Origin of the sequence: Micromonospora chokoriensis, assembly GCF_900091505.1 — a bacterium.
Lineage (GTDB): Bacteria > Actinomycetota > Actinomycetes > Mycobacteriales > Micromonosporaceae > Micromonospora > Micromonospora chokoriensis.
Genome location: NZ_LT607409.1, coordinates 5,028,566 through 5,049,842 on the forward strand (window position 1 = coordinate 5,028,566; position 21,277 = coordinate 5,049,842).

19 protein-coding genes, 3 pseudogenes and 1 riboswitch are annotated in these 21,277 nt (G+C 71.7%); of the genes and pseudogenes, 12 read left to right on the top strand and 10 right to left on the bottom strand.

Annotated elements, in window-relative coordinates; all coding sequences use genetic code 11:
* Window positions 1–124: 124 nt before the first annotated feature.
* Window positions 125–1,165 (bottom strand): mechanosensitive ion channel family protein, encoded by a 1,041-nt coding sequence (locus GA0070612_RS23360; RefSeq protein WP_088991711.1) that lies wholly within the window; start codon window positions 1,163–1,165, stop codon window positions 125–127.
* Window positions 1,166–1,353: 188 nt separating this feature from the next.
* Between GA0070612_RS23360 and GA0070612_RS23365 the strand changes: the two genes are divergently transcribed.
* The 4 genes from GA0070612_RS23365 to GA0070612_RS23380 all read left to right on the top strand — a co-directional run bounded on the left by GA0070612_RS23365 (window position 1,354) and on the right by GA0070612_RS23380 (window position 5,645).
* Complete coding sequence (locus GA0070612_RS23365) at window positions 1,354–2,484, top strand: peptidoglycan recognition protein family protein (RefSeq protein WP_088989861.1); 1,131 nt, start codon at window positions 1,354–1,356, stop codon at window positions 2,482–2,484.
* A gap of 109 nt (window positions 2,485–2,593) precedes the next feature.
* Window positions 2,594–4,168, top strand: coding sequence for an FMN-binding glutamate synthase family protein (locus tag GA0070612_RS23370; RefSeq protein ID WP_088989862.1), 1,575 nt, complete (start codon window positions 2,594–2,596; stop codon window positions 4,166–4,168).
* A gap of 368 nt (window positions 4,169–4,536) precedes the next feature.
* On the top strand, window positions 4,537–5,064 hold the full coding sequence (locus GA0070612_RS23375; RefSeq protein WP_088991712.1) for a GNAT family N-acetyltransferase: 528 nt from the start codon (window positions 4,537–4,539) through the stop codon (window positions 5,062–5,064).
* A complete protein-coding gene (locus GA0070612_RS23380; protein ID WP_088989863.1) occupies window positions 5,061–5,645 on the top strand; it encodes a GNAT family N-acetyltransferase in 585 nt (194 codons plus the stop codon). The genes GA0070612_RS23375 and GA0070612_RS23380 overlap by 4 nt, the downstream gene beginning before the upstream one ends.
* On the opposite strand, the gene GA0070612_RS23385 is transcribed toward GA0070612_RS23380, so the two are convergent.
* The gene (locus GA0070612_RS23385) at window positions 5,540–6,514 is read right to left on the bottom strand and encodes a helix-turn-helix transcriptional regulator (protein WP_088989864.1); all 975 of its coding nucleotides are present in this window, start codon (window positions 6,512–6,514) and stop codon (window positions 5,540–5,542) included. The two genes, GA0070612_RS23380 and GA0070612_RS23385, sit on opposite strands and share 106 nt — an antisense overlap.
* Before the next feature lie 95 nt (window positions 6,515–6,609).
* Between GA0070612_RS23385 and GA0070612_RS23390 the strand changes: the two genes are divergently transcribed.
* From GA0070612_RS23390 to GA0070612_RS23400, 5 genes and pseudogenes are all read left to right on the top strand, one after another.
* On the top strand, window positions 6,610–7,047 hold the full coding sequence (locus GA0070612_RS23390; protein ID WP_088989865.1) for a VOC family protein: 438 nt from the start codon (window positions 6,610–6,612) through the stop codon (window positions 7,045–7,047).
* 36 nt (window positions 7,048–7,083) lie between these two features.
* Window positions 7,084–7,770: pseudogene (locus GA0070612_RS23395) on the top strand (Y-family DNA polymerase); the annotation flags it as partial.
* Window positions 7,751–7,870, top strand: a pseudogene (locus GA0070612_RS32625) (hypothetical protein); the annotation flags it as partial. The pseudogenes GA0070612_RS23395 and GA0070612_RS32625, both read left to right, overlap by 20 nt.
* A 48-nt stretch (window positions 7,871–7,918) precedes the next feature.
* Complete coding sequence (locus GA0070612_RS32630; protein ID WP_231924741.1) at window positions 7,919–8,071, top strand: hypothetical protein; 153 nt, start codon at window positions 7,919–7,921, stop codon at window positions 8,069–8,071.
* 124 nt (window positions 8,072–8,195) lie between these two features.
* Complete coding sequence (locus GA0070612_RS23400; RefSeq protein ID WP_088989866.1) at window positions 8,196–8,531, top strand: hypothetical protein; 336 nt, start codon at window positions 8,196–8,198, stop codon at window positions 8,529–8,531.
* A gap of 88 nt (window positions 8,532–8,619) precedes the next feature.
* On the opposite strand, the gene GA0070612_RS23405 is transcribed toward GA0070612_RS23400, so the two are convergent.
* Together GA0070612_RS23405 and htpG are read right to left on the bottom strand one after the other, a co-directional pair.
* On the bottom strand, window positions 8,620–9,285 hold the full coding sequence (locus GA0070612_RS23405) for a LysM peptidoglycan-binding domain-containing protein (protein ID WP_088989867.1): 666 nt from the start codon (window positions 9,283–9,285) through the stop codon (window positions 8,620–8,622).
* A riboswitch (cyclic di-AMP (ydaO/yuaA leader) is annotated at window positions 9,286–9,458 on the bottom strand. It abuts the gene before it with no gap.
* A gap of 296 nt (window positions 9,459–9,754) precedes the next feature.
* Window positions 9,755–11,683: a molecular chaperone HtpG gene (gene htpG / locus GA0070612_RS23410; RefSeq protein WP_088989868.1), complete on the bottom strand. Its 1,929-nt coding sequence runs from the start codon at window positions 11,681–11,683 to the stop codon at window positions 9,755–9,757.
* 149 nt (window positions 11,684–11,832) lie between these two features.
* Here htpG and GA0070612_RS23415 point away from each other — a divergent pair, with 149 nt between their 5' ends.
* Window positions 11,833–12,531: an SDR family oxidoreductase gene (locus tag GA0070612_RS23415; protein ID WP_088989869.1), complete on the top strand. Its 699-nt coding sequence runs from the start codon at window positions 11,833–11,835 to the stop codon at window positions 12,529–12,531.
* 64 nt (window positions 12,532–12,595) lie between these two features.
* On the opposite strand, the gene GA0070612_RS23420 is transcribed toward GA0070612_RS23415, so the two are convergent.
* A complete protein-coding gene (locus GA0070612_RS23420; RefSeq protein WP_088989870.1) occupies window positions 12,596–14,047 on the bottom strand; it encodes a M28 family peptidase in 1,452 nt (483 codons plus the stop codon).
* Between the two features lie 204 nt (window positions 14,048–14,251).
* Here GA0070612_RS23420 and GA0070612_RS23425 point away from each other — a divergent pair, with 204 nt between their 5' ends.
* Window positions 14,252–17,041, top strand: coding sequence for an ATP-binding protein (locus GA0070612_RS23425; protein ID WP_088989871.1), 2,790 nt, complete (start codon window positions 14,252–14,254; stop codon window positions 17,039–17,041).
* A 31-nt stretch (window positions 17,042–17,072) separates the two neighbouring features.
* Here GA0070612_RS23425 and GA0070612_RS23430 read toward each other — a convergent pair whose 3' ends face one another.
* Both GA0070612_RS23430 and GA0070612_RS23435 read right to left on the bottom strand, forming a co-directional pair.
* Window positions 17,073–17,825 carry a hypothetical protein gene (locus tag GA0070612_RS23430; protein ID WP_088989872.1) on the bottom strand — a complete coding sequence of 251 codons (753 nt, stop codon included), beginning with the start codon at window positions 17,823–17,825 and terminating at the stop codon, window positions 17,073–17,075.
* Window positions 17,822–18,322: a SigE family RNA polymerase sigma factor gene (locus GA0070612_RS23435; RefSeq protein WP_088989873.1), complete on the bottom strand. Its 501-nt coding sequence runs from the start codon at window positions 18,320–18,322 to the stop codon at window positions 17,822–17,824. Before GA0070612_RS23435 ends, GA0070612_RS23430 begins: the two co-directional genes overlap by 4 nt.
* A gap of 138 nt (window positions 18,323–18,460) precedes the next feature.
* On the opposite strand from GA0070612_RS23435, the gene GA0070612_RS23440 reads away from it, so the two are divergent.
* Window positions 18,461–19,297 carry a DUF3152 domain-containing protein gene (locus GA0070612_RS23440; protein WP_088989874.1) on the top strand — a complete coding sequence of 279 codons (837 nt, stop codon included), beginning with the start codon at window positions 18,461–18,463 and terminating at the stop codon, window positions 19,295–19,297.
* A 23-nt stretch (window positions 19,298–19,320) separates the two neighbouring features.
* Here GA0070612_RS23440 and GA0070612_RS23445 read toward each other — a convergent pair whose 3' ends face one another.
* The 3 genes and pseudogenes from GA0070612_RS23445 to GA0070612_RS32640 all read right to left on the bottom strand — a co-directional run.
* Complete coding sequence (locus tag GA0070612_RS23445) at window positions 19,321–19,947, bottom strand: hypothetical protein (RefSeq protein ID WP_157742575.1); 627 nt, start codon at window positions 19,945–19,947, stop codon at window positions 19,321–19,323.
* 121 nt (window positions 19,948–20,068) lie between these two features.
* Entirely contained in the window at window positions 20,069–20,761 is a 693-nt protein-coding gene (locus tag GA0070612_RS32635; RefSeq protein ID WP_231924692.1) for a S1 family peptidase, read from the bottom strand.
* A 66-nt stretch (window positions 20,762–20,827) separates the two neighbouring features.
* Window positions 20,828–21,187, bottom strand: a pseudogene (locus GA0070612_RS32640) (snapalysin family zinc-dependent metalloprotease); the annotation flags it as partial.
* Between the last annotated feature and the right edge of the window lie 90 nt (window positions 21,188–21,277).

Here is a 21,277-nt window from a genome sequence, read left to right on the forward strand (position 1 = left end):
AATGTCGCCAGGTCAGCCCGGATGCTAGCCGCGACCCGTCCTGCTCGCCAGCGCTTTCGGTGCGCCGGGCGACGTGCGGCGGGGTGGGATCCCGAAGGATCCCACCCCGCCGGTGACGTGCGTGTCAGCGCCGGTTCGGGTCGACCGGCGGGATAACCGTGGTCGCCTCGCTGTCGTCGCTGGTACGCGGGCCGGGCACCGCGCCACCGGCACTCACCACCTGGGTCGTGTCGGCGTCACCACGACTCACGACCTGGGTCGCGTCCGCGTCGGACGGTCGGGTCACCACCTGGGTGGCCTCCGGATCGGACGGTCGCGTCACCGTCTGCGTGGCCTCCGGATCGGACGGCCGGGTCACCACCTGCGTGGCCTCCGCGTCGGTGTCGACGAAGGACGGCCGCGCCGGCGCGGCGTCCGGCGTGGCGGGGACAGCCGCCGCGCGGGCCAGCTCGGCCTCGGCGTCGCGGCGACCGGCCCGGTAGGCGCGGGCGTGCTCGGCGATCAGCTGCGACTCCTGCTCGGCACGGGTCAGCCACCCCTCCCACCGGCTCTGCATGGGACGGATGAGACCACCGCCGACCCCGACGACAAGGATGCCGCCGATCGTGGCCAGGACGGCGATCAGGACGGGAGTGGTGACCGCGGTGGCGACACCGATCTGGTTCAGCGCGGCGATGACGCCCAGGCCGAGGATGAACACCGAGGCGGTGGTGGCCAGCACCCGGCCGTACGACAGGCCGCCGAGCGCGCCGCTGATGATGTCCTTCACCGCGCTCGCGATGGCGGCGGACACCACGACGATGACGATCGCGACGAAGGCGCGGGGCAGCCACGCGATCACCGCGCCGAGCAGGTCGGAGATCGGGTTGGGACCCCAGATGCCGAAGGCGAGCTGAAGGGTGAACAGCAGCAGGGCGTAGTAGACGAGCTTCGCGACGATGTCGCTGGCGTCGTACCGGGAACGACTCAACGCACGACGGACGCCCCCGCGTTCGACGGCACGGTCGAAGCCCACCCGCTCCAGGACCTTCTCCACGATCTTCAGCGCGGCCTTGGCGATCAGCCAACCCGCCACCAGGATCGCCAGGAAGGCGACGGCCTTGGGCAGGAAGAGCATCACCGAGCGGAGGGCGTCGCCCACCGCGTCGCTGACGTTGTCACTCATCTGGTTCATTCCTCTTCGGGGCAGCTGGGACGGTCGGTCCCGACCTACCCCCACCCACCCGTGCGGAAACACCGGCCTGGTTGGACGGGGTCTAGCGCGCGGACGAGTGTTGGCAATATTCTCCGGAGTGCGTGCGGCCACTGGAGCTACTTTTCATCCCCCCGCCGTCGGCCGCAGGAGGAGATGTCATGCACGTCGACCATTCCGAACTGGATCGCCGGACGCTGCTGCGGGCCGGTCTCGGCGCCGCCACTGTCGCCGTCGTCGGGAGCGAACTCGCCTTCCCCGCCTCGGCGCAGGCCGCCCCCGGCACCGACCTGGATTGGATCATCAGCTGCGACGAGTGGGCCGCTCGCCCGCCGAAGGACCCGTTGTCGGTCAGCGCCATCGCCACCAACAAGATCATCGTGCATCACATGGCGTTCCCGAACGTCACCGACTACTCCCGCGAGCAGGCGGTCAAGCTGGCCCACGACTGCCAGGACCTGCACATGGACGGCAACGGCTGGTCGGACACCGGCCAGCACTTCACGGTGAGCCGGGGCGGCTACGTGCTGGAGGGGCGCCGGGGCAGCCTGGAGCGCCTGGAAGCCGGCGACCGGCAGATGATCTCCGCGCACTGCCCGGGTGAGAACGGCCGGGCCATCGGCATCGAGAACGAGGGCACCTACGTCACCGAGACGCCACCGAAGGCCCTGACGGATTCCCTGGTCAAGCTCTGCGTAGCGATCTGTCGACAGTACGGGCTGCACGCGTACGACATCTTCGGCCACTGGGACTTCCGCACCACCGAGTGCCCGGGCGCCGCCTTCTACCGGCAGTTCCCGGAGCTGCGCCGGCGGGTGCACGCCGCCCTCGGCACCAAGCTGGGCGACGTGCCGGCGCGCCGCTGGCCGGACCTGTGGCGCTTCGTGAACTCCCCCTCGGTCCGGGTCGTCCAGCACCTGCTCGCGCACCGGGGCTACGCGGTGGCGGTCAGCGGCACCTTCGACGCCGCGACCGTGGCGGCGGTGCAGGACTGGCAGGCCCGCAACGGCATCCCGGTGGACGTGGACGCCACCCTCACCCCGCCGACCTGGGAGACGCTGGCACCGGAGCTGGACCAGCACGCCACCGGCGCGCCCGTCACGGCCGTCCAGGAGATACTCGCCACCAAGGGGTACGCGGTCACCGTCACCGGGGCGTACGACCCCGCCACCCGCGCCGCCGTGCAGGACCTGCAGGCGCTGCACGGCCTGCCCCGCAACGGCAAGGTCAGCACGAGCACGTGGTGCACGATCGTCGGCGGGTCGGTCCGCCAGTCGTACCGGCACCGTTGAGCCCGAGGCGGCGGTGCGGGTCCGACCCGCGCCGCCGCCGGCCGATCCACCAGCGCCAACGCGCCGCCGGACGGTTTGAGCCGACGTGCGGGCGGAGAAAGTGCCGGACATGACATGGGCCCGTCGAGCCGTACCCGCTGCTGCCGCCGCCGTCGCGGCCCTCGCCGCGCGGGATCTGATCCAGCGCGACCACGCGTTGCTGCGCAACTTCCCGGTGCTCGGACGCGCCCGCTACCTGTTGGAGGCGATCGGGCCGGAGCTTCGGCAGTACATCGTGGCCGGCAACAACGAGGAGCGGCCGTTCACCCGCGACCAGCGCCGGTGGGTGTACGCCTCGGCGAAGCAGCAGAACAACTACTTCGGGTTCGGCACCGACAACGACATCGAGTACACCCCCGGCTATCCGATCATCAAGCACCGCACGTTCGGCCGGGCCGTTCCGCCGTCCACACCGACCGCTGGGCACGACGTACGGCTGCCGTGCGCGAAGGTGCTCGGCGCCGCCCGGGGTCGGGCCCACGCGTTCCGCCCGGAGTCGGTGGTCAACATCTCCGGGATGAGCTTCGGCTCGCTCTCCGGCAACGCCATCGCCGCGCTGAACAAGGGGGCGGCGCTCGCCGGCTGCTTCCAGAACACCGGCGAGGGCGGCCTGTCGCCGTACCACCGCAACGGCGGTGACCTGGTCTTCCAACTCGGGACGGCGTACTTCGGCTGCCGCGACGAGCAGGGCCGATTCAGTCTCGACCGCCTCAAGGACCTGGTTGCCGGCGCACCGGTGAAGGCCTTGGAGATCAAGCTGAGCCAGGGCGCGAAGCCGAGCCTCGGCGGTCTGCTGCCCGGCGCGAAGGTCTCCGCCGAGATCGCCGCCACCCGCGGTATCCCGGCCGGGCAGGACTGCGTGAGTCCGTCCCGGCACGCCGAGTTCTCCGACTGCGACAGCCTCCTCGACTGGGTCGAACTGTTGGCCGCCGAGACGGGCCTGCCGGTCGGTATCAAGTCGGCGGTCGGCGACCTGGGCTTCTGGCAGGAGTTGGTCACGCTGATGCGGGACACCGGCCGCGGCGTGGACTTCGTGACGATCGACGGCGGCGAGGGCGGCACCGGCGCCGCACCGCTGATCTTCACCGACTCGGTGTCACTCCCGTTCCAGCAGGGCTTCACCCGGGTGTACAAGATTTTCGCCGAACACGACCTGCACGAACAGGTGGTCTTCGTCGGCGGCGGCAAGCTCGGCCTGCCGGACAACGCCATCGTCGCCTTCGCGCTCGGCTGCGACATGGTCAACGTCGGCCGGGAGGCGATGCTCTCCATCGGCTGCATCCAGGCCCAGAAGTGCCACACCGACACCTGCCCCACCGGCGTCGCCACCCAGAACGCGTGGCTCGCCCGGGGCCTGGACCCGTCGCTGAAGTCGGTGCGGGCGGCCAACTACCTGCGAACGCTGCGCCGCGACCTGACCAGGGTCGCCGAGGCCTGCGGCGTCGAACACCCCGGCCTAATCGACACGGATGCCGTGGAGATCCTGGACGGCCGCACCGGCTCCACCCCCCTGCACGAGGTGTACGGCTACCAGCGGCACTGGGGTCTGCCCTCGGCAGCCGACCAGGCGGAGATCGTGCGACTGATGACGCCGGAGGCACCGCAGGGGGGCAGCGCCCCACCCTCGGCCACCGCCGTGGGCTGACGAGACACCCCACCGCGGCAGGCCCGCCCGACCCGGCGTCACACAGGTCCGCCGGCCACGGCACGGCAAGAACGGCGGACAGCTCATCGGGAAGCGGAGGCCCCGGAACCATGGTGGCAACGCTTGATGCCACTGTGGCATCTAGATGCCACAGTGGCATCAAGCGTTCTGGCGACATACCGACAGACCGCCGCCTTTCGCCGATGACCAACGCCGTCGGCGCAGGCATCGGACGCACGGCATTCGGCGAGCGGCAGTCACCGCGCGGTATGCGGCGCGCGCGGCAGCAGGCCGAGAGCACCGCGTCGTCGGCGGTCGAACGCGATAAACGCGTGGAGGCCCGGCCGGTTGAGCCGTATCGTGGCGCGGTGCTGATCAGACGTGAGACACCCGCCGACGTCGACGCCATCCGGGCGGTGCACGCCGCCGCATTCGCCAAGACCGACGGCGACGGCGACCGCGTTCCGGCGGAGGCGACACTGGTCGACGCGCTGCGCGCCGACGAGGGCTGGCTGCCCGCGTACTCCCTGGTGGCTGTGGATTCGGACGGCCAGGTGATGGGTCACGTGGTGGCCACCCGCGGCCTGGTGGGCGGCGAGCCGGTGGCGTTGGGCCTGGGGCCGCTCGGCGTGCTGCCCGACTGGCAGCGACGCGGCGTCGGCAGCGCGTTGATGCACGCGGTGCTCGGCGCGGCCGACGCGCGGGACGAGCCGCTCGTGGTGCTGCTCGGGCATCCCGACTACTACCCGCGCTTCGGATTCGGGCCCGCCGTCGACCTGGGCGTCACTCCGCCACAGCCCTGGGGGCCGCAGTACTTCATGGCCCGTCCGATGGCCGCGTGGCGCGACTCGATCCGGGGTGAGTTCCGGTACGCACGCCCGTTCGACGACCTGTGACCACACCGCGCATCCGCCGACGGCGGGCCGCCGACCTCGACGGATGTGTCGCGGCGCTCGCCGAGGTCCACCGGGTCGACAGGTATCCAGTGAACTGGCCCGCCGAACCGCGCCGCTGGCTGAGTGAGCCGCGCCCGGACCACGCCTGGGTCGCTGTCACCGACGACGCGGCGATCGTCGGGCACGTCGCGGTGCACCGGGTGGTGCCCGGGCCGGCGGGCGCGTCGGTGGCCCGGCCGACGGCCGAGGTGGTACGTCTGTTCGTGGCGCCGAGCGCCCGGGGGTTGGCGCTGGGCGGTGCGCTGCTGGACCGGGTTCGCCGGTGGGCGAGCGCACGTGGGACCGATCTGACGCTCGAGGTGACGTCCGACGGCGCTGCGGCCACCGCCCTCTACGAGCGCACCGGATGGCGGTACGCCGGGACCAGCACCGCTGCGTGGACCGCACCCGACGGCAGCGCGGTGTCGCTGCGTCACTACACGTTGTCCGGTGACGCCGTGCCGGCCATCGCCGCGAGCCGGCGGGCGAGCAGGGCCGCGGCGTCGCGCAACTCCGGAGGCTCCACCACCTCCACCTCGTAACTCAGACGGGCGAGGTGCGCGGCGAGCCAGTCCAGGCGCTCCCCGCCGACGACCAGCACGCACCACCCGTCGCGGTCGTCCTCGACCCGCCCCACCTGGGGCGGCACCACCTCCCGCACCTGGTCGACCGTCGCGCGCACACGTGCCCGGGCGAGGTACCGGTACGACGCCTCGGTCACGGCCCGCTGGACGAAGGCAACCGGGTCCGGGTGCTCGCGCGCCCGGAAACGCCAGGTCGTCGCGAACGCGGCAGCCATCCGGTCCAGGCGGAACGTCCGCCAGTCGTCGCGGTCCACGTCCCAGGCCATCAGGTACCAGCGGCGACCTGTCGTGACCATCCGGACCGGCTCGACCGTCCGCTCGTGCTGCCCACCGTTGCGTGCCTCGTAGGTGAATCGCACCCGCACCGCATCGCGGCAGGCCCGGGCCAGCGTCACCAGCACCTCCGCGTCGATCTCGGCCACCGGACCCATGAGCGTCTCGGTGGAACCGTGCACCGCCCGTACCTCGGCGCGCAACCGTGCCGGCATGACCTGGTCGAGCTTCGTGAGGGCCCGCAGGGCCGCCTCGCCCGCGCCGGCGATCGTGCCGCCCGAGGCGAGGCGCAGCGAGACCGCCGTCGCGATCGCCTCCTCGTCGTCGAGGAGCAACGGTGGCAGGCGGGTGCCCGCACCGAGCTGGTAGCCACCAGCGACCCCCGGCACCGCGTGCACGGGATAGCCGAGCGCACGCAGTCGCTGCACGTCACGGCGCACGCAACGGTCGGTGACGCCGAGCTCGGCGGCGAGGTCCGCAGCCGTCCAGGATGGCCGCCGCTGAAGCAGCGCCAGCAGCCGCAACACCCGCTCGGTCGTCGCCTCGACGGTCACGCGCCGATCGTTACACACAATGCGGAACGGTTCTGTCCGCTATCAACGAGAGGCTGGGCCCATGACCGACCAGGATCACGAGACAGGGAGCTGACATGGCCCGCGACATGCAGATCACCTTCGACTGCGCCGACCCCGCCGCGTTGGCGGCGTTCTGGGCCGAGGCCCTCGGCTACCAGGTGCAGGGCCCGCCCGGGAACTTCGAGTCCTGGGAGCAGGCGCTCGACGCGATGGGGGTGCCGCCGGAGCACCGCAACGACGCGTCGGCGGTGGTCGACCCCGAGGGCTCGCGGCCACGCCTGTTCTTTCAGCGGGTCCCCGAGCCCAAGCAGGTCAAGAATCGCGTACACATCGATGTGCGGGCCGCACCCGGGCTGGAGGGTGACGAGCGGATGGCGGCCCTGGAGAAGGAGGCCGAGCGGCTCGCCGCGTACGGTGCCACCCGGCTCAGTCGCCACGAGCCCGCTCCCCCGCTGGGTGCCGGTCACCTCGTCATGGCCGACCCGGAGGGCAACGAATTCTGCCTCGACTGACGCCACGTCCGCCCAGGTCACTGCCGCGATCACCGGATGCCATGCGAACATGTGTACGTATCGCCCGGTGCCAGCATCCTGCACGCCGACCTGGATGCCTTCTACGCGTCGGTCGAGCGGCGCGACGATCCACGTCTGCGCGGCCGGCCGGTGATCGTCGGCGGGGGCGTGGTCCTCGCGGCCAGCTACGAGGCGAAGGCGCGGGGCGTCCGCAGCGCGATGGGCGGCCAGCAGGCACGCCGGCTGTGTCCGGACGCGATCGTGGTGCCGCCTCGGATGTCGGCGTACACGGCGGCGAGCCGCGCGGTCTTCGAGGTCTTCCGGCAGACCACTCCGCTGGTCGAGGGGATCTCCATCGACGAGGCGTTCCTGGACGTGGGTGGCCTGCGGCGGCTGGTCGGGCCACCGGCCGACATCGCGGCGCGGCTGCGTCGGGAGGTTCGTGAACGGGTCCACCTTCCGATCACCGTGGGTGTGGCCCGCACGAAGTTCCTGGCGAAGGTGGCCAGCGGGGTGGCGAAACCCGACGGCCTGCTGGTGGTCGCACCGGACGCCGAGATGGCGTTCCTGCACCCGCTTCCGGTCGAACGGTTGTGGGGCGTCGGCCCGGTCACCTCCGCGAAGCTGCGGGAGCACCGGATCCGTACCGTCGGCGAGGTGGCCCGGCTCGGTGAGGCCGCGTTGGTGTCGCTGCTCGGGTCCGGTGCCGGCCGGCACCTGCACCCGCTCGCACACCATCGGCAAGGCGACCGCGGACACGACGCCGCTGCTCGCCGCCGCGCGCGCGTTGCTGCGGGCGGCCCAGCCCGAGATCGACGGTCGTGGTGTCACGCTGATCGGTGTGTCGGTGGGCAACCTGGACGACAGTCCGGTGCAGCCGGAGCTGCCGTTCCACAGTGACCCGGGCGCGGAGTTGGACGCCGCTGTCGACGCGGTCCGCGACCGGTTCGGCTCGACGGCGCTCACCCGTGCGGTCCTGCTCGGCCGGGAGCCGGGTGACGAGATGCCGCTGCTGCCGGATTGACCGATCTGCGTGCGGTGTCCACGCGCGGAGTTGCGACCGGAGACACATCACAGCAGGTCGGCGGTTTAGCCGGCGGCCCACGGGTGACCCTTGAGGGGTACAGCCTGACAAGGGGGGACCCACCATGTCCGAGGACACCAGCAACCGAGCGAGCCGCGGCGCCGAGCGCCCGCACGACGTGACCGACCCGCTGCTCTGGCAACTGGCGATCGACGTGTTGAGCGCCCACGAGCCGGACGACGAGGGCCACTGCCGCAATCTCCAGTGCGCCGGGCAGGCCTGGCCCTGCGCTGCCCGTCAGGGCGCCGAGCATTCGCTGCGTCTGTCCCGCGGCGCGTCTGACTCCGTCGAGGGGACCGTCGACGGCGGGACCGATCTGGCACCGACCTCCCGCTGGGGTCGCAATGCCGGCCCGGTGGCGTCTCGTCGAGCGCCGAAGGCATCCGCCTCGGCGGCGTGACTCGAACCCGACCCGCCACTCGGGCTGACCAGCACCGAACACACGAACGCTCGGCCGGTGACCCGGCCGAGCGTTCGTGTGCCGTCGGTCAGAGGCTGAGCTTCTGACCCGGGAAGATCAGACCGGGGTCGGCCCCGATCAGCTTCCGGTTGTGCTCGTACAGCGCCTGCCAGCCGCCGGACACCCGATGGGCGTCGGCGATCTCCGACAGGGTGTCGCCCGGCTTGACCAGGTACGTTTGGCCGCCGGCCGGCGCCGCGGTGCGCTCGTGGTTGCGGGTCGCCGGCTGCTCGCCGCGCGACGGCCGCTCCTGCCGCTCGGTGGGCTTCGCGGTCGACTTGGTCGACTTCGCAGTGGACTTCGTCGACTTCGTGGCGGAGCCGCCCGACGAGCCGCCCTTCTTGCCGCACGTCGGCCAGGCACCGATGCCCTGCCCGTCGAGCACCTTCTCGGCGATGGCGATCTGCTCGCCACGGCTGGCCAGGTCGGCGCGGGCGGCGTACTTCTTGCCGCCGTAACCGGCCCAGGTGCTCTGCGAGAACTGCAGGCCACCGAAGTAGCCGTTGCCGGTATTGATCTTCCAGTTACCGCCGGACTCGCACTTGGCGATCGCGTCCCAGTTGACTCCGGCCTGCGCCGGGGCGGCCGGGCCGAAGAGGGCGACAGCGCCGGTGACCGCGCCGACGGCCAGGGTGCCGACGGCGAGGCGGCGGGTGGTGACCCGTCGATGACGGGGCGTGTGAACAGACGTCATGTGAGCTTCCTCCACGCCGGCGAGGTGAGCTGTCGGGTTCGGGCCGAGGAGCCCGGCCGCACGGTGGCGGCTTCACCCCGAGGTGACATGCACCGAGGAACGTGTGGGTCCCCCGCTCCTGCCCGGGTGACTGGGTTCCGACGGCCGGGGGCAGGATTTGGCGTTGCCGGCCGTGGTGTCCGCAGTGGCGAACCCGACCGACGTTAGGCACGTTCGGTGACGATCGCCCAACCCCTGTGAAGTTCTTCACCGGGCTACGCGGGGCGCCGTCCGCAGCGGTTGCGGCCGGCCGGACACTGTGCAGAGAGCACTGTGGACCGGTTCCGATCAGGCCTCGTGACGAAGCCAGATCACGGCGTGACGCCGAGCGACTCGACGTGTCCGTTGGTGATCGGATGCTCGACGTCGTACGCCGAACCGGCCGGCGGGGCCCCTGGTCGGGTGGCCCGCCAGCCGGAGGGTCGACCGTCTACAGGGTGCGCGCCAGCCGGTCGGCGAGCGTGCGGGTGAAGCGGGCGGGGTCGGTCAGCTCACCGCCCTCGGCGAGCACCGCCAGGCCGTAGAGCAGCTCCGCGGTCTCGGTCAGGGCCGCCTGGTCGCTGCCCTGCTCGTGGGCCTTGCGCAGCCCGGAGACCAGCGGGTGCCCGGGGTTGATCTCCAGGATCCGCTTGGTCGGGGGCACCTCGTGCCCCATGGCCCGGTACATCTTCTCCAGGGTCGGCGTGAGGTCGTGGGCGTCGCCGACGACGCAGGCCGGTGAGGTGGTCAGTCGCGACGACAGCCGGACCTCCCGGACGCTGTCGGTCAACGTGGTGCCGAGCCAGTCGAGCAGACCGGCGAACTCCTGCCGCTGCTGCTCGCGTTCGGCCTCAGCCTGCTGCTTCTCCTCGTCGGTGTCCAGGTCGATCTCGCCCTTGGCGATCGAGCGCAACGTCTTGCCGTCGTACGCGCCGACCCGCTCGACCCACACCTCGTCGACCTGGTCGGTGAGCAGCAGCACCTCGTGACCCTTGGCCCGGAAGGCCTCCAGGTGCGGCGAGTTCTCGATGGCGGCCCGGGACTCACCGGTGGCGTACCAGATGTCGTTCTGGCCGTCCTTCATCCGCGAGACGTAACCGGCCAGGTCGGTGGGCTCGGTCGCGTCGTGGGTGGAGGCCACGGAGAGGATGTCCAGCAGGGTGTCGCGGTTGTCGGTATCGTCGATCAGTCCCTCCTTGACCACCGCGCCGAACTCGGTCCAGAAGGTGCGGTAGCGCTCGGCGTGGTTGGCCTTCAGGTCCTTGACCGTGGCGAGGATCTTCTTGACCAGGCGGCGACGGACGATCTGGATCTGCCGGTCCTGCTGGAGGATCTCCCGGGAGATGTTCAGCGACAGGTCGTGCGCGTCGACCACGCCCTTGACGAAGCGCAGGTACGTCGGGACGAGCGCCTCGCAGTCGTCCATGATGAAGACACGCTTGACGTAGAGCTGGACGCCGCGGCGGCCCTGCGGGGAGAACAGGTCCAGTGGGGCGTGGCTGGGCAGGAAGAGCAGCGCCTCGTACTCGAAGGTGCCCTCGCCCTTCATGTGCACGACTTCGAGCGGGTCGGCCCAGTCGTGGCTGACGTGCTTGTAGAACTCGTTGTACTCGGCGGCATCGACCTCGTCGCGGGGGCGCGCCCAGAGCGCCTTCATCGAGTTGAGGGTCTGCACCTCACTGGTGGGGGCCTCGCCGTCGGCGCCGGGGCGTTCGACGGTCATCCGGATCGGCCAGGCGATGAAGTCGGAGTATCGCTTGACGATGTCGCGGACGGTCCACTCGGCGGTGTAGTCGTGCAGGTTGTCCTCGGTGTCGGCCGGCTTGAGGTGCAGGGTCACCGTGGTGCCCTGCGGGGCCTCGTCCACCGCCTCGATCGAGTAGGTGCCCTCGCCGGTGGACTCCCAGCGGGTGCCGCCGGTCTCGCCGGCCTTGCGGGTGACCAGGGTGACCCGGTCGGCGACCATGAACGCGGCGTAGAAGCCGACGCCGAACTGGCCGATCAGGTCCTGCGAGGCGCGCGCGTCGGCGGATTCCCGCAGTTGGCGCAGCAGCTCGGCGGTGCCCGACTTGGCGATGGTGCCGATCAACTGGACGACCTCGTCGCGGGTCATCCCGATGCCGTTGTCCCGCACGCTGAGAGTGCGGGCGTCCCTGTCGACCTCGAGCGTCACGTGCAGGTCGTCGGTGTCGGCGACGAGGTCCTTGTCGACGAGAGTGGCCAGCCGCAGCTTGTCCAACGCGTCGGAGGCGTTCGAGATGAGCTCCCGCAGGAAGACGTCCTTGTTCGAATAGATCGAGTGGACCACCAACTGGAGGAGCTGACGCGCCTCGGCCTGGAACTCCAACGTTTCGGCCTGGTTGCTCACACCGTCTCCCATCTCGGCTCGTGCGGGGTTTCGCGCAAAGGATACGAGTCGTCACGGGCCGGGGTACCGCCGCGTCCGGGTCGCATTCCCGATTAAGGGGGTCGTCGGTGTGACATGGCTGACTTTGGTTAACAGAAGTCAGGCGGGATAGCGTTACCGCCATGAAGATCTCCGGAAGCACCGCCCTCGTCACCGGCGCCAACCGCGGCCTCGGCCGCCACCTGGCCGCCGAACTCGTCGCCCGCGGCGCCACCGTCTACGCCGGCGCGCGCAACCCGGACACCGTGGACCTCCCCGGCGTGACGCCGGTGCGCCTGGACATCACCGACCCCGCCTCGGTGGCCGCCGCCGCCGAGCGTGCCGGCGACGTGAACCTGCTGATCAACAACGCGGGTATCGACACCCGCACCGACCTCCTCGACGGCGACCTGGACCTCATCCGGCTGGAGCTGGAGACCCACTACCTCGGCACCCTGTCCACGGTCCGGGCGTTCGCGCCGGCCATCGCCGGCAACGGCGGCGGAACGATCCTCAACGTGCTCTCCGTGCTGTCCTGGGTGAACTTCCCGATGCACGCCGCCTACGGCGCCGCGAAGTCCGCCGAGTGGGCGATGACCAACGCGCTGCGCCTCCAGCTCGCCGAGCGCAACATCCGGGTCGCCGGCCTGCACGTCGGCTACCTGGACACCGACATGGCCGCCCACATCACCAGCCCGAAGTCCGACCCGGCGGTGGTCGCCCGGCTCACCGTCGACGGCATCGAGGCCGACGCGTACGAGATCGTCGCCGACGACGTCAGCCGGCGGGTGCAGGCCGGGTTCCCCGGCGGTGTGGCGGCGCTCTACCCCCAGCTCCCCTGACCTGAGGACACGAAGGGCCGCCGCCGGCGAGCACCGGCGGCGGCCCACCCGCACGGGTACGCGGTCAGCTCGCCTGCAACGCCACGTCGTCGAGCACGAAGCTGGTCTGCAACGACGAGTCCTCGGTGCCGGTGAACGTCAGGGTCACCGTCTGACCGGCGAACCCGGCCACGTTGACGCTGCGCTGGGTGTAACCGGTGGCCGCGTTCAGATTCGAGTACGTCGCCAGCGTGGTGGAGCCCAGCTGCACGGTGAGCCGGTCGTACGCCGTGGAAGACGTCGTCTCGGCGGTGTCGATGTGCAGCCAGAACGACAGCGTGTAGCTGGCACAGCTGGCCGGCAGCGTCACCGACTGCGACAGGCTCTCCGTGCTGGTGCCGCCGTTGCCGCCCAACCACGCCTTGTACGACCCGCTCCGGGCCGGCTGGCCGCTGGAACTGGTGATCACGCCGGAGGACGCGGCCCACGGGGTGCTGCCGCTCTCGAAGCCGCCGTTGCCGATCACCTGACCGCCGGTGCAGCTCGGGGTGCCGCCGCTCACGGCGAGCTGCCACACCGCGTACGCGACGCCGTCGGCCGCCCGGTTCAGCACGGTGGCGCTGACGTTGGCGGTGGTGTCGCAGGACCGGTGGTAGCAGGGGTCGTACGCGGCGTTCGCGGTGCCGCCCCACTTGGCCGCCTGGGCGCTGGTCTTGCGGGCGCTGGCGCCGGCGGCGTAGCCGGAGGTGGGGATGCCGGCCTGCTGGAAGTAGTAGTCGTCGGAGCGGCCCTGACCCTCGACGTTCTCCTCGGGTTGCAGACCCAACGAGTCCCAGTACGCCTTCAGCGGCGCCGCCGTGGTCGAGGTGACCCGGTTGATGAAGTAGCCGCCGTTGACCGAGCCGACCATGTCGAAGTTGTAGTAGCCCTTGATGTAGCCGCGCTGCGTGGAGGTGAGCGAGTTGACGTAGAAGCGGGAGCCGTTGAGGCCCTGCTCCTCGTCGGTCCACCAGGCGAATCTGACCTTCTTCGTCATGGTCGGGTTCTGCGCGGCCAGGACCAGCGCGTTCTCCAGCAGGGTCGCCGAGCCGGTGGCGTTGTCGTTGATGCCGGGGCCGGCCGAGACGCCGTCCAGGTGAGCGCCGAACATGACCACCTGGTCGGCCGCGCCACCCCGCCACTCCGCGATGAGGTTGTTGGACGGGTACCGGCAGCTGGAGCAGTACTGCTCGCTGACGGTGTAGCCGGCGGCCTGGAGCCTGCTCTTGACGTAGGCGAGCGAGGCCGTGTATCCGGCCGATCCGGCCCGCCGGTTACCGCCGTTGCTGGTGGCGATGCTGTTGAACTGGGTGAGGTGGGCCTGGACATTGGTGACCGAAATGTCTGGTGCGGCCAGCGCGGCGACGGTGGCGGCGATCGGCCGGGCCATCGTCGTCGCGGTGATGGGCGACGCGACCACCGGCTGTGCGGTCAGCGCCACCGTCGTCCCGGCGAACACGACGAGCGCGACTCCGGCGCTCAGCGTTCTGCCTCTCATGAGGGCTCCTCGGGGGTTGCAGGGATACCCGAGACACTTACAGGTATCGATGCAATGAGCATCGGACGTTCGTCCCGAACCACCGACGGTTCGACGATGGGTACCGGCGTCGGCACAGGTGAGTAGAGGTGCCAGGATGGGTAGGTAACGCCAGCAGGGGTCGTCGGGCCCGGAACGGGGGCTTGCGATGGGGCCGGGTCGAGCGTGACACGACCCAGCATCGACCTGTTCAGCGGCGGTGGCGACACCGGTCGGCTGATGGCCGCACTGGACTGGGCCCGTACGCCGCTCGGCCCGGTCGACGGGTGGCCGCAGAGCCTGCGGGCCGCGGTCCGGCTGGTCCTCTCCTCCCGTTACCCCATGCTGCTGCTCTGGGGCGAGGAGTTCTCCCAGCTCTACAACGACGCGTACGCCACGCTGATCGGCGACAAGCACCCCGCCGCGCTCGGCGACGACGTGCGGGTGACCCTGGCCGAGGGCTGGGACGTGCTCGCCCCGCTGATCCAGCAGGCCATGACGACGGGGGTGGCCAGCTGGGTTCCGGCCCTGCGGCTGCTGCTGGAGCGGGCCGGCTACCGCGAAGAGGCGTACTTCAGCGTCTCGCACGCCCCGGCCCGGGACGACGACGGCCGTACCGTCGGCGTGTTCACCGTGTGCAGCGAGGTCACCGAGCAGGTGGTCGGGGAACGGCGGCTGCGGCTGCTGCGCGACCTGTCCGTCCTCGGCGACGGTCGCACCGTCGACGTGGACGCGACCGGCGCCCGGCTGATCGCGACCATCGGCGGTCACCCGCTGGACGTCCCGTTCGCTGCCGTCTACCTGCGCGACGGCGCGTCCCTGCGGCGGGTCGCCCGCACCGGCGGCGTCCAGGGCGCGCTGCCGGGCACCGTCGACCTGGCCGACGCGGGCCCGATCGCCCACGCCTGGGGGCTGCCGGACGCCGCCGAGGGTCGCCCGGCCCAGGTCTGCGACGTCGCCGACCGGATGGCACTGCCCGCCGGCGCCTGGGACGACCCGGTCCACACCGCGCTGGCGCTGCCACTGCCCTCCGGCGACGAGGACCAACCGCTCGGTGTCCTGCTGGTCGGGGTCAGCCCGAGCCGACGGCTCGACGAGGCGTACCGGTCCTTCCACCAACTCCTGGCGCAACAGGCGTCCCTGGCGTTGCGCAACGCCCAGGAGTACGAGGAGGAGCGGTGCCGGATCGAGGCGCTGGCCGAACTGGACCGGGTGAAGACGGACTTCTTCGCCAACGTCAGCCACGAGTTCCGTACCCCGTTGACGCTCATGCTCGGCCCGCTGACCGACGCCCTCACCGACGCCACCGCTCCCCTGGCGGCCGTGCAACGGGAGCGGGTGGAGACCGCGTGGCGCAACGCCACCCGACTGCTGACGCTCGTCAACAGCCTGCTCACCTTCTCCAGCCTGGAAGCCGGTCGCGCCCGCAGCGATGCCCGGACCGTCGACCTGTCCGCGCTCACCGCGGAGCTCGCCGGCGTGTTCCGGGCCGCCGTCGAACGGGCCGGACTGGCTCTGGAGGTGGCCTGCCCTCCGCTGCCCCGACCGGTCACGATCGACCCCGTCAACTGGGAACGCATCGTCACCAACCTGCTGTCCAACGCTTTGAAGTACACGTTCATCGGCCGGATCCGGGTCACCCTGGACGCCGACGACGAGGAGGTACGCCTCACCGTCGCGGACACCGGCATCGGCATCGGCGAGCAGGACCTGCCGAAACTCTTCGAACGCTTCCACCGGGTGCGGGGTGCCCGCTCACGCAGCCACGAGGGCACCGGCATCGGCCTGGCCCTGGTGAACGAGTTGGCCCGGCTGGAGGGCGGCGAGGTGCGGGTGACCAGCCGGGTGGGTGCCGGCAGCACCTTCACCGTGGTGCTGCCCTGGTCGGCGACCCGCCGTAGCGCGGTGGCCGACCCGCCGGTGCAGCGGCGGGGTGACGCGGCCCGCGCCGCCGTGGATGAGGCGGCCGGCTGGCTCGCCGAGGCGAGCGACAACCCGACCGAACCGGAGCACACCTCCGGGCCGGCCGCGGACGAGCTGGCCGGCGCGCGCATCCTGGTCGCCGACGACAACGCCGACATGCGCGCGTACCTCAGTCGGTTGCTGACCGGGCAGGGCTGGCGGGTGCGGGCCGTCACCGACGGCCGGCAGGCCCTCGACGAGGTCCACCGCGAACGGCCCGACCTGGTCCTCACCGACGTGATGATGCCGGTGCTGGACGGTTTCGACCTGCTGCGCCGGCTCCGCGCGGACCCGGCGACCCGGGCGCTGCCGGTGCTGGTGCTGTCCGCCCGCGCCGGCGGTGCGGCCAGCGTGGAGGGCCTCGGCCTGGGCGCCGACGACTACCTGGTGAAGCCGTTCGCCGCGACCGAACTGATCGCCCGGATCCGGGCTGCGATCCGGCGGGCCCGCGACCGCCACGACCCGGCCGACACGGGGACGGGCGACGCCCCACCGGCACGCACCGGCGCGGTCACGGCGGTCACGGAGCCGACGGCCGAGGACGGGAGGACGGCGGTCGGCGTCGCCACCGGCAGGCCGGACCGCGGCGCGTCCACGCACGATGCCGTGGCCGACCGGGACGGCACCGGCGACGCCCTGGACACCGACTGGACGTACCCCTCCGCGCCCACCTCCGCGGCGCTGATGCGCGGAGATGTCCGACGGACGCTACGCGACCTCGCCGTCGACCCGGACGTGCTGGAGGACCTGCTGCTGGCCGCGTCCGAGGCGGTGAACAACGCCGTCGAGCACGCACAGCGGCCCAGCCGCCCCGAGGTACGGGTACGGGTCCAGGTGAGTGACGGTCTGGTCCGGATCTCGGTGCGGGACTTCGGCACCTGGCGGGACCGCCGACCGGCCATGGACCGGGGCCGCGGCGCGCTGCTGATGAACGCCTACGGCGACGTACGGCTGGTCTCCACCGCGGAGGGGACGACGGTGACGATCGAACGCCGGTTGGACGACCCGGCCTGAGTGGCCGGCCCGGGTTCACCCGCCGTCGGCGTCAGAGCTGACCACCGGCGGCGTCCCGGGCGACGATGCCGTCGAGCCGCTCCCCCGGGCTCAGCAGTGTCGGATCGAACCAGAAGATCACCACCTGCTTGTCGACACTCCACCGGGCCAGGCGGGCATCGACCTGCCGCCCGTCCACGGTGCCGGTGACGCGGTGGGCGGGGCCGACGAAGTAACCGAAGGTGGGCACCGGCGTGGTCGACGAACGCTCGTCATAGCCGATCTGGTGGAATCCGGGGCTGCGGTCGGCCCCCTCCACGTCGTTGACCAGGATGTCCGTGGTCAGCATGCCGTCCGGGAGGCGGCGGCCGGCGGCCAGCCCGATGGTCACCTTCGGTTCGCCGGGCACGGACACCCGAACGACGTAGTACACCCGCTGCTCCGCGCCGTACCGCACCTTGCTGTCGATCACCTGGCCCAGCGGTTTCGGGGACGGCACGTCGCCGGCCGTCGGCGGCGGGGTGGGCTCCAACGACCTCGCCGGCGTCGGCGAGACACCTGCCGGTGACGGGGCGACGACGACCGGCGGGCGACGATCGGCCGTCGGCGTTTCCGACGTTCGATAGTCCACCGCCACCACGACGACGGCCGCCAGCCCGGCCGCGAGTGTCGCCGCCCCGGCTCCGGCAACCCGCCGACGGGTACGCAACCGTCGTCCGTCGCGCATCACGGCGGCCAGGTCGAGGACGGTGTCGGGGCGCTCGGTCGCCCGCATGGCGTCGCGCAGCCGCTCCAGCTCGGTCATCGGCGCGCCTCCTCGTCGGCGTGCCGCGGTGCCGCGGCGCGTAGTTTCTGCAGGGCCCGCGAGCTGGTGCTCTTGACCGTGCCCACGGATACGGCGAGTTCGCGGGCCACCTGCGCCTCCGGTAGGTCGAAGTAGTAGCGCAGCACGACGATGGCCCGCTCCCGAGGGCTGAGCGCACGGAGGATGCCGATCAGCCAGCGCCGGGTGGTGACCTCGTCGGCCACGTCCCCGCGCCGTTGCTCGGGCACGTCGTCGGTCGCGTACTCGCGCATCGGCCGCCGCCACCCGTCCACCAGGTGGTTGACCAGGGTGCGGCGGGCGTACCCGTAGGCGTCGTCGTCGTGGACCCGCGACCAGGACGCGTACGTGCGGGCAAGGGCGGTCTGCGCGGCGTCCTCGGCCAGGTGGTGATCGCCGGTCATCAGGAACGCGGCGTGCACGAGCCGCGCGGACGCCGCCCGCGCGAACTCGACGAACTCCGCGTCGCCCCGCGCCACCGTGAACCTCCCCCGTGCCACACCGCTATGGACGGGTCAGGTCGGCGGAAGGTTGAGCGGTGGGTCACATCAACTTTTCGCCAGGGTCACCCGTCTTCTCCTCCGCGTCGCCGCCGAAGGCTGCGCGAGGGGAGAGACATGTCGACGAAGGTTACCGACCGATGGCGTTCCGCCTCGGCGACGCTGCTACTGGCGGTGGCGCTGCTCACCGGATGCGGACTGCCAGCCGACGGGCGGCCTGCGAACGAGCCCGTCTTCGCCGGGCCGTCGCCCGACGGGCCCCTCGCGCCGGTCGCCACCGGTGGACCGACCGGGGTCGTCGACGTGGTGCCCAGTTCGGTGCCCGTCGTCCCGATCAGCTATCCCGCGTCCGGCGGGAACCGGTGGGTGACGGCGTCCGCCGAGAGCGCGCCGGCGCGGAACGGCCGGGGCACGTTGATGCGGTACCGCGTCGCCGTGGAACGCGACATCCGGGGCCTTCCGGTGGAGGACATCGCCACAGCGGTCACCGACACCCTGAACGACCCACGTGGGTGGACGGCGGGCGGGGCGTGGCGACTGCGCCGGGTGGGTGCGGACGATCCGACCGACTTCACCGTCTACCTGGCCACTCCCGGCACCCGTGACACCCTCTGCCAGGACCAGCCGGACGGCTACACCTCGTGCCGCAACGGTGGTCGGGTGGTGCTCAACGTGGCGCGTTGGGTCAAGGGGGTGCCCGGGTACGGGGCGAGTCTTGCCACCTACCGGGAGTACATGGTCAACCACGAGGTGGGGCACAAACTCGGCTTCGGTCACGAGCGGTGCCCCGGGCGGGGCCGAGGAGCGCCGGTGATGCAGCAGCAGACGCTGGGTCTGCACGGCTGCACCGCGAACGCCTGGCCGTACCCGCAGGGCAAGGTCCGCTACAGCGGGCCGGTCGGGGCGTACGACGACAGGATCCCGCGTCGCGAGGGCGCGTACTCCGCGCACTGATCCTGATCGACCGGGGCGGCGCCTCAGGTGCGGCGGCCACGTTCCTGAGCCAGGCGCTCGTCCAGCCTGCCCAACTCGTAGACGGCGTTGAGGCTGGTCGGCAGGCGGCTGACATTGTCCGGCGCGGGTTCGGGATCAGGAGTGGGAGCGGGGGCCGGCACCGGTGCCGCGGAGGGGCCCGGGGCTCGGCGACGCAGGAACAGCAGGGCCAGCACCACCAGGACGCCCAGAAGGAGCAGGTAGGACACGGGCGGCCACCTGTCGCGGGCGGAGTCGGCCGGCGGCGCGGCGACCGGAGCGGGGGTGTCCACGTCGCGCACGGGCACCTCGGCCTCGCGGCTGCCCGTGCTCCCGCCACCACCGGGACGGGCGGGTGCGACGACGGGTGCCGCCGGAGGTCGGGCACCGGCCGACGACACGACGGACGGGGTGGTGGCGGGTGCCGCGGAGCTGGGCCGGGCGGTGGCGGCTGGTGGGCCGGGTGTTGACGGCGGGGCCGGGGTGACACTCGGCGGGCGGTCGCCCTCCAACAGGTCGTCGACGATCCGGCCGACACCGCCGAGGAGTTCGCCGACCGGACCCGGGGTGGCCGACGGCGACGGTGTGGGCGCGAGGGCGAGGGTCAGCACGAGGGCGACGACGGCAGGCACGACGGCCACCTCCGGTGTGTCGATGTGCCAGGCACCGTACCGCAGTGTGGGATCGGGTGGGTGACCCTGCCACGCCGCAGGCGGGGACGTGGTGCGTCCCCGCCTGCTGCGTCTCCCGTGGTCAGACCGGCAGGCCGCCGACCTGGGTCGAGATCCACGATCGGATCGAGGGCAGGTCGACGTAGATGGACGGGCCGGTGGCGCAGGTGGAGTTGTTGTTGCCGGCCCGGCTGGTCGCGCCGATCAGGTTCCACACCCCGTTGACGCGGCGTACCTGCGGACCGCCGGAGTCGCCGTAGCAGGCGCCGGAGTTGCCGTTGGTATTGTTGGTGCAGATCTCGTACGGGCCGTTGATGCCGGAGCACCGGCTGTCGGCCACGATGGACGTGTCCAGCTCGTTGGCGACCGTCGGGGCGGAGCCGCAGCCCCGGGGTGCGCAGGTCTGTCCCCAACCGATGATCCGGGTGGCCGTGCCGACCGCGCCGGACGTGCTCGGGATCGGGGCCGGGGCGTACGCGACGGAGCTGGCCAGTTGCAGCAGCTTCACGTCGACGCTCGGGTGGTTGACCGCGCGGGTCACCCGCACCACCGTGCCGCCGCTGGTGCGGTTGATGCTGCCCACCCGCACCGAGGACGGCGTCGAGCAGTGCTTGGCGGTGACCGCCCAGTTGCCCTTGATCAGGGTGCCGGTGCAGCCGGAGACGTACACCATGAAGGGGTAGTTCTCCGAGGCCGGGCGGCCGCCGACCACCAGGGGCGCGACGTCGGAGGAGGTGCCGTCCCAGGTGTACGTGGTGCTGGCCGGCGCGGCCAGGCTGCCGGCGAACAGCGAGTTCACCCGGCTCGCCTCGGTCGAGCTGGGGTTCGCGTTACGGCAGGAGACCGGGGCGCTGCTGCCGGACATCAGGTCGGAGCAGAGGCCGGTACGCCGGTCCGGAAGGCCCAGGATGTGACCGAGTTCGTGGGCGGCGATGCGGTTGCGGTCGTAGCCCTGGTTGACGGCTGTGCGTCCCATCCAGATCCGCCCCGCGCCGAGGCCGGTCGGTTGCGCCCGAGGCCAGCCGTCGTCGACGTAGACGGTGATGCTGGCCGGGGTGCCGGCCAGCAGCCGGACGTTGCTGACCCGACTGTTCCAGATCTGCGCGGCCTGGTCGAAGTTGGTGCGGAACTCGCCGGTCCGGCTCGCGTCGTAGTAGACGGTGCGGACGGCGGCGGCCGGCGCGCCGGTGCTGAGCTGCACCCCGGCCGCCGCCAGAGTCGCCGCGAGCACGGCCAGCGCCACGCGTCGCAGTTGTCGTCGGAACATCAGGCACTCCCCTGCGGTCGTCCG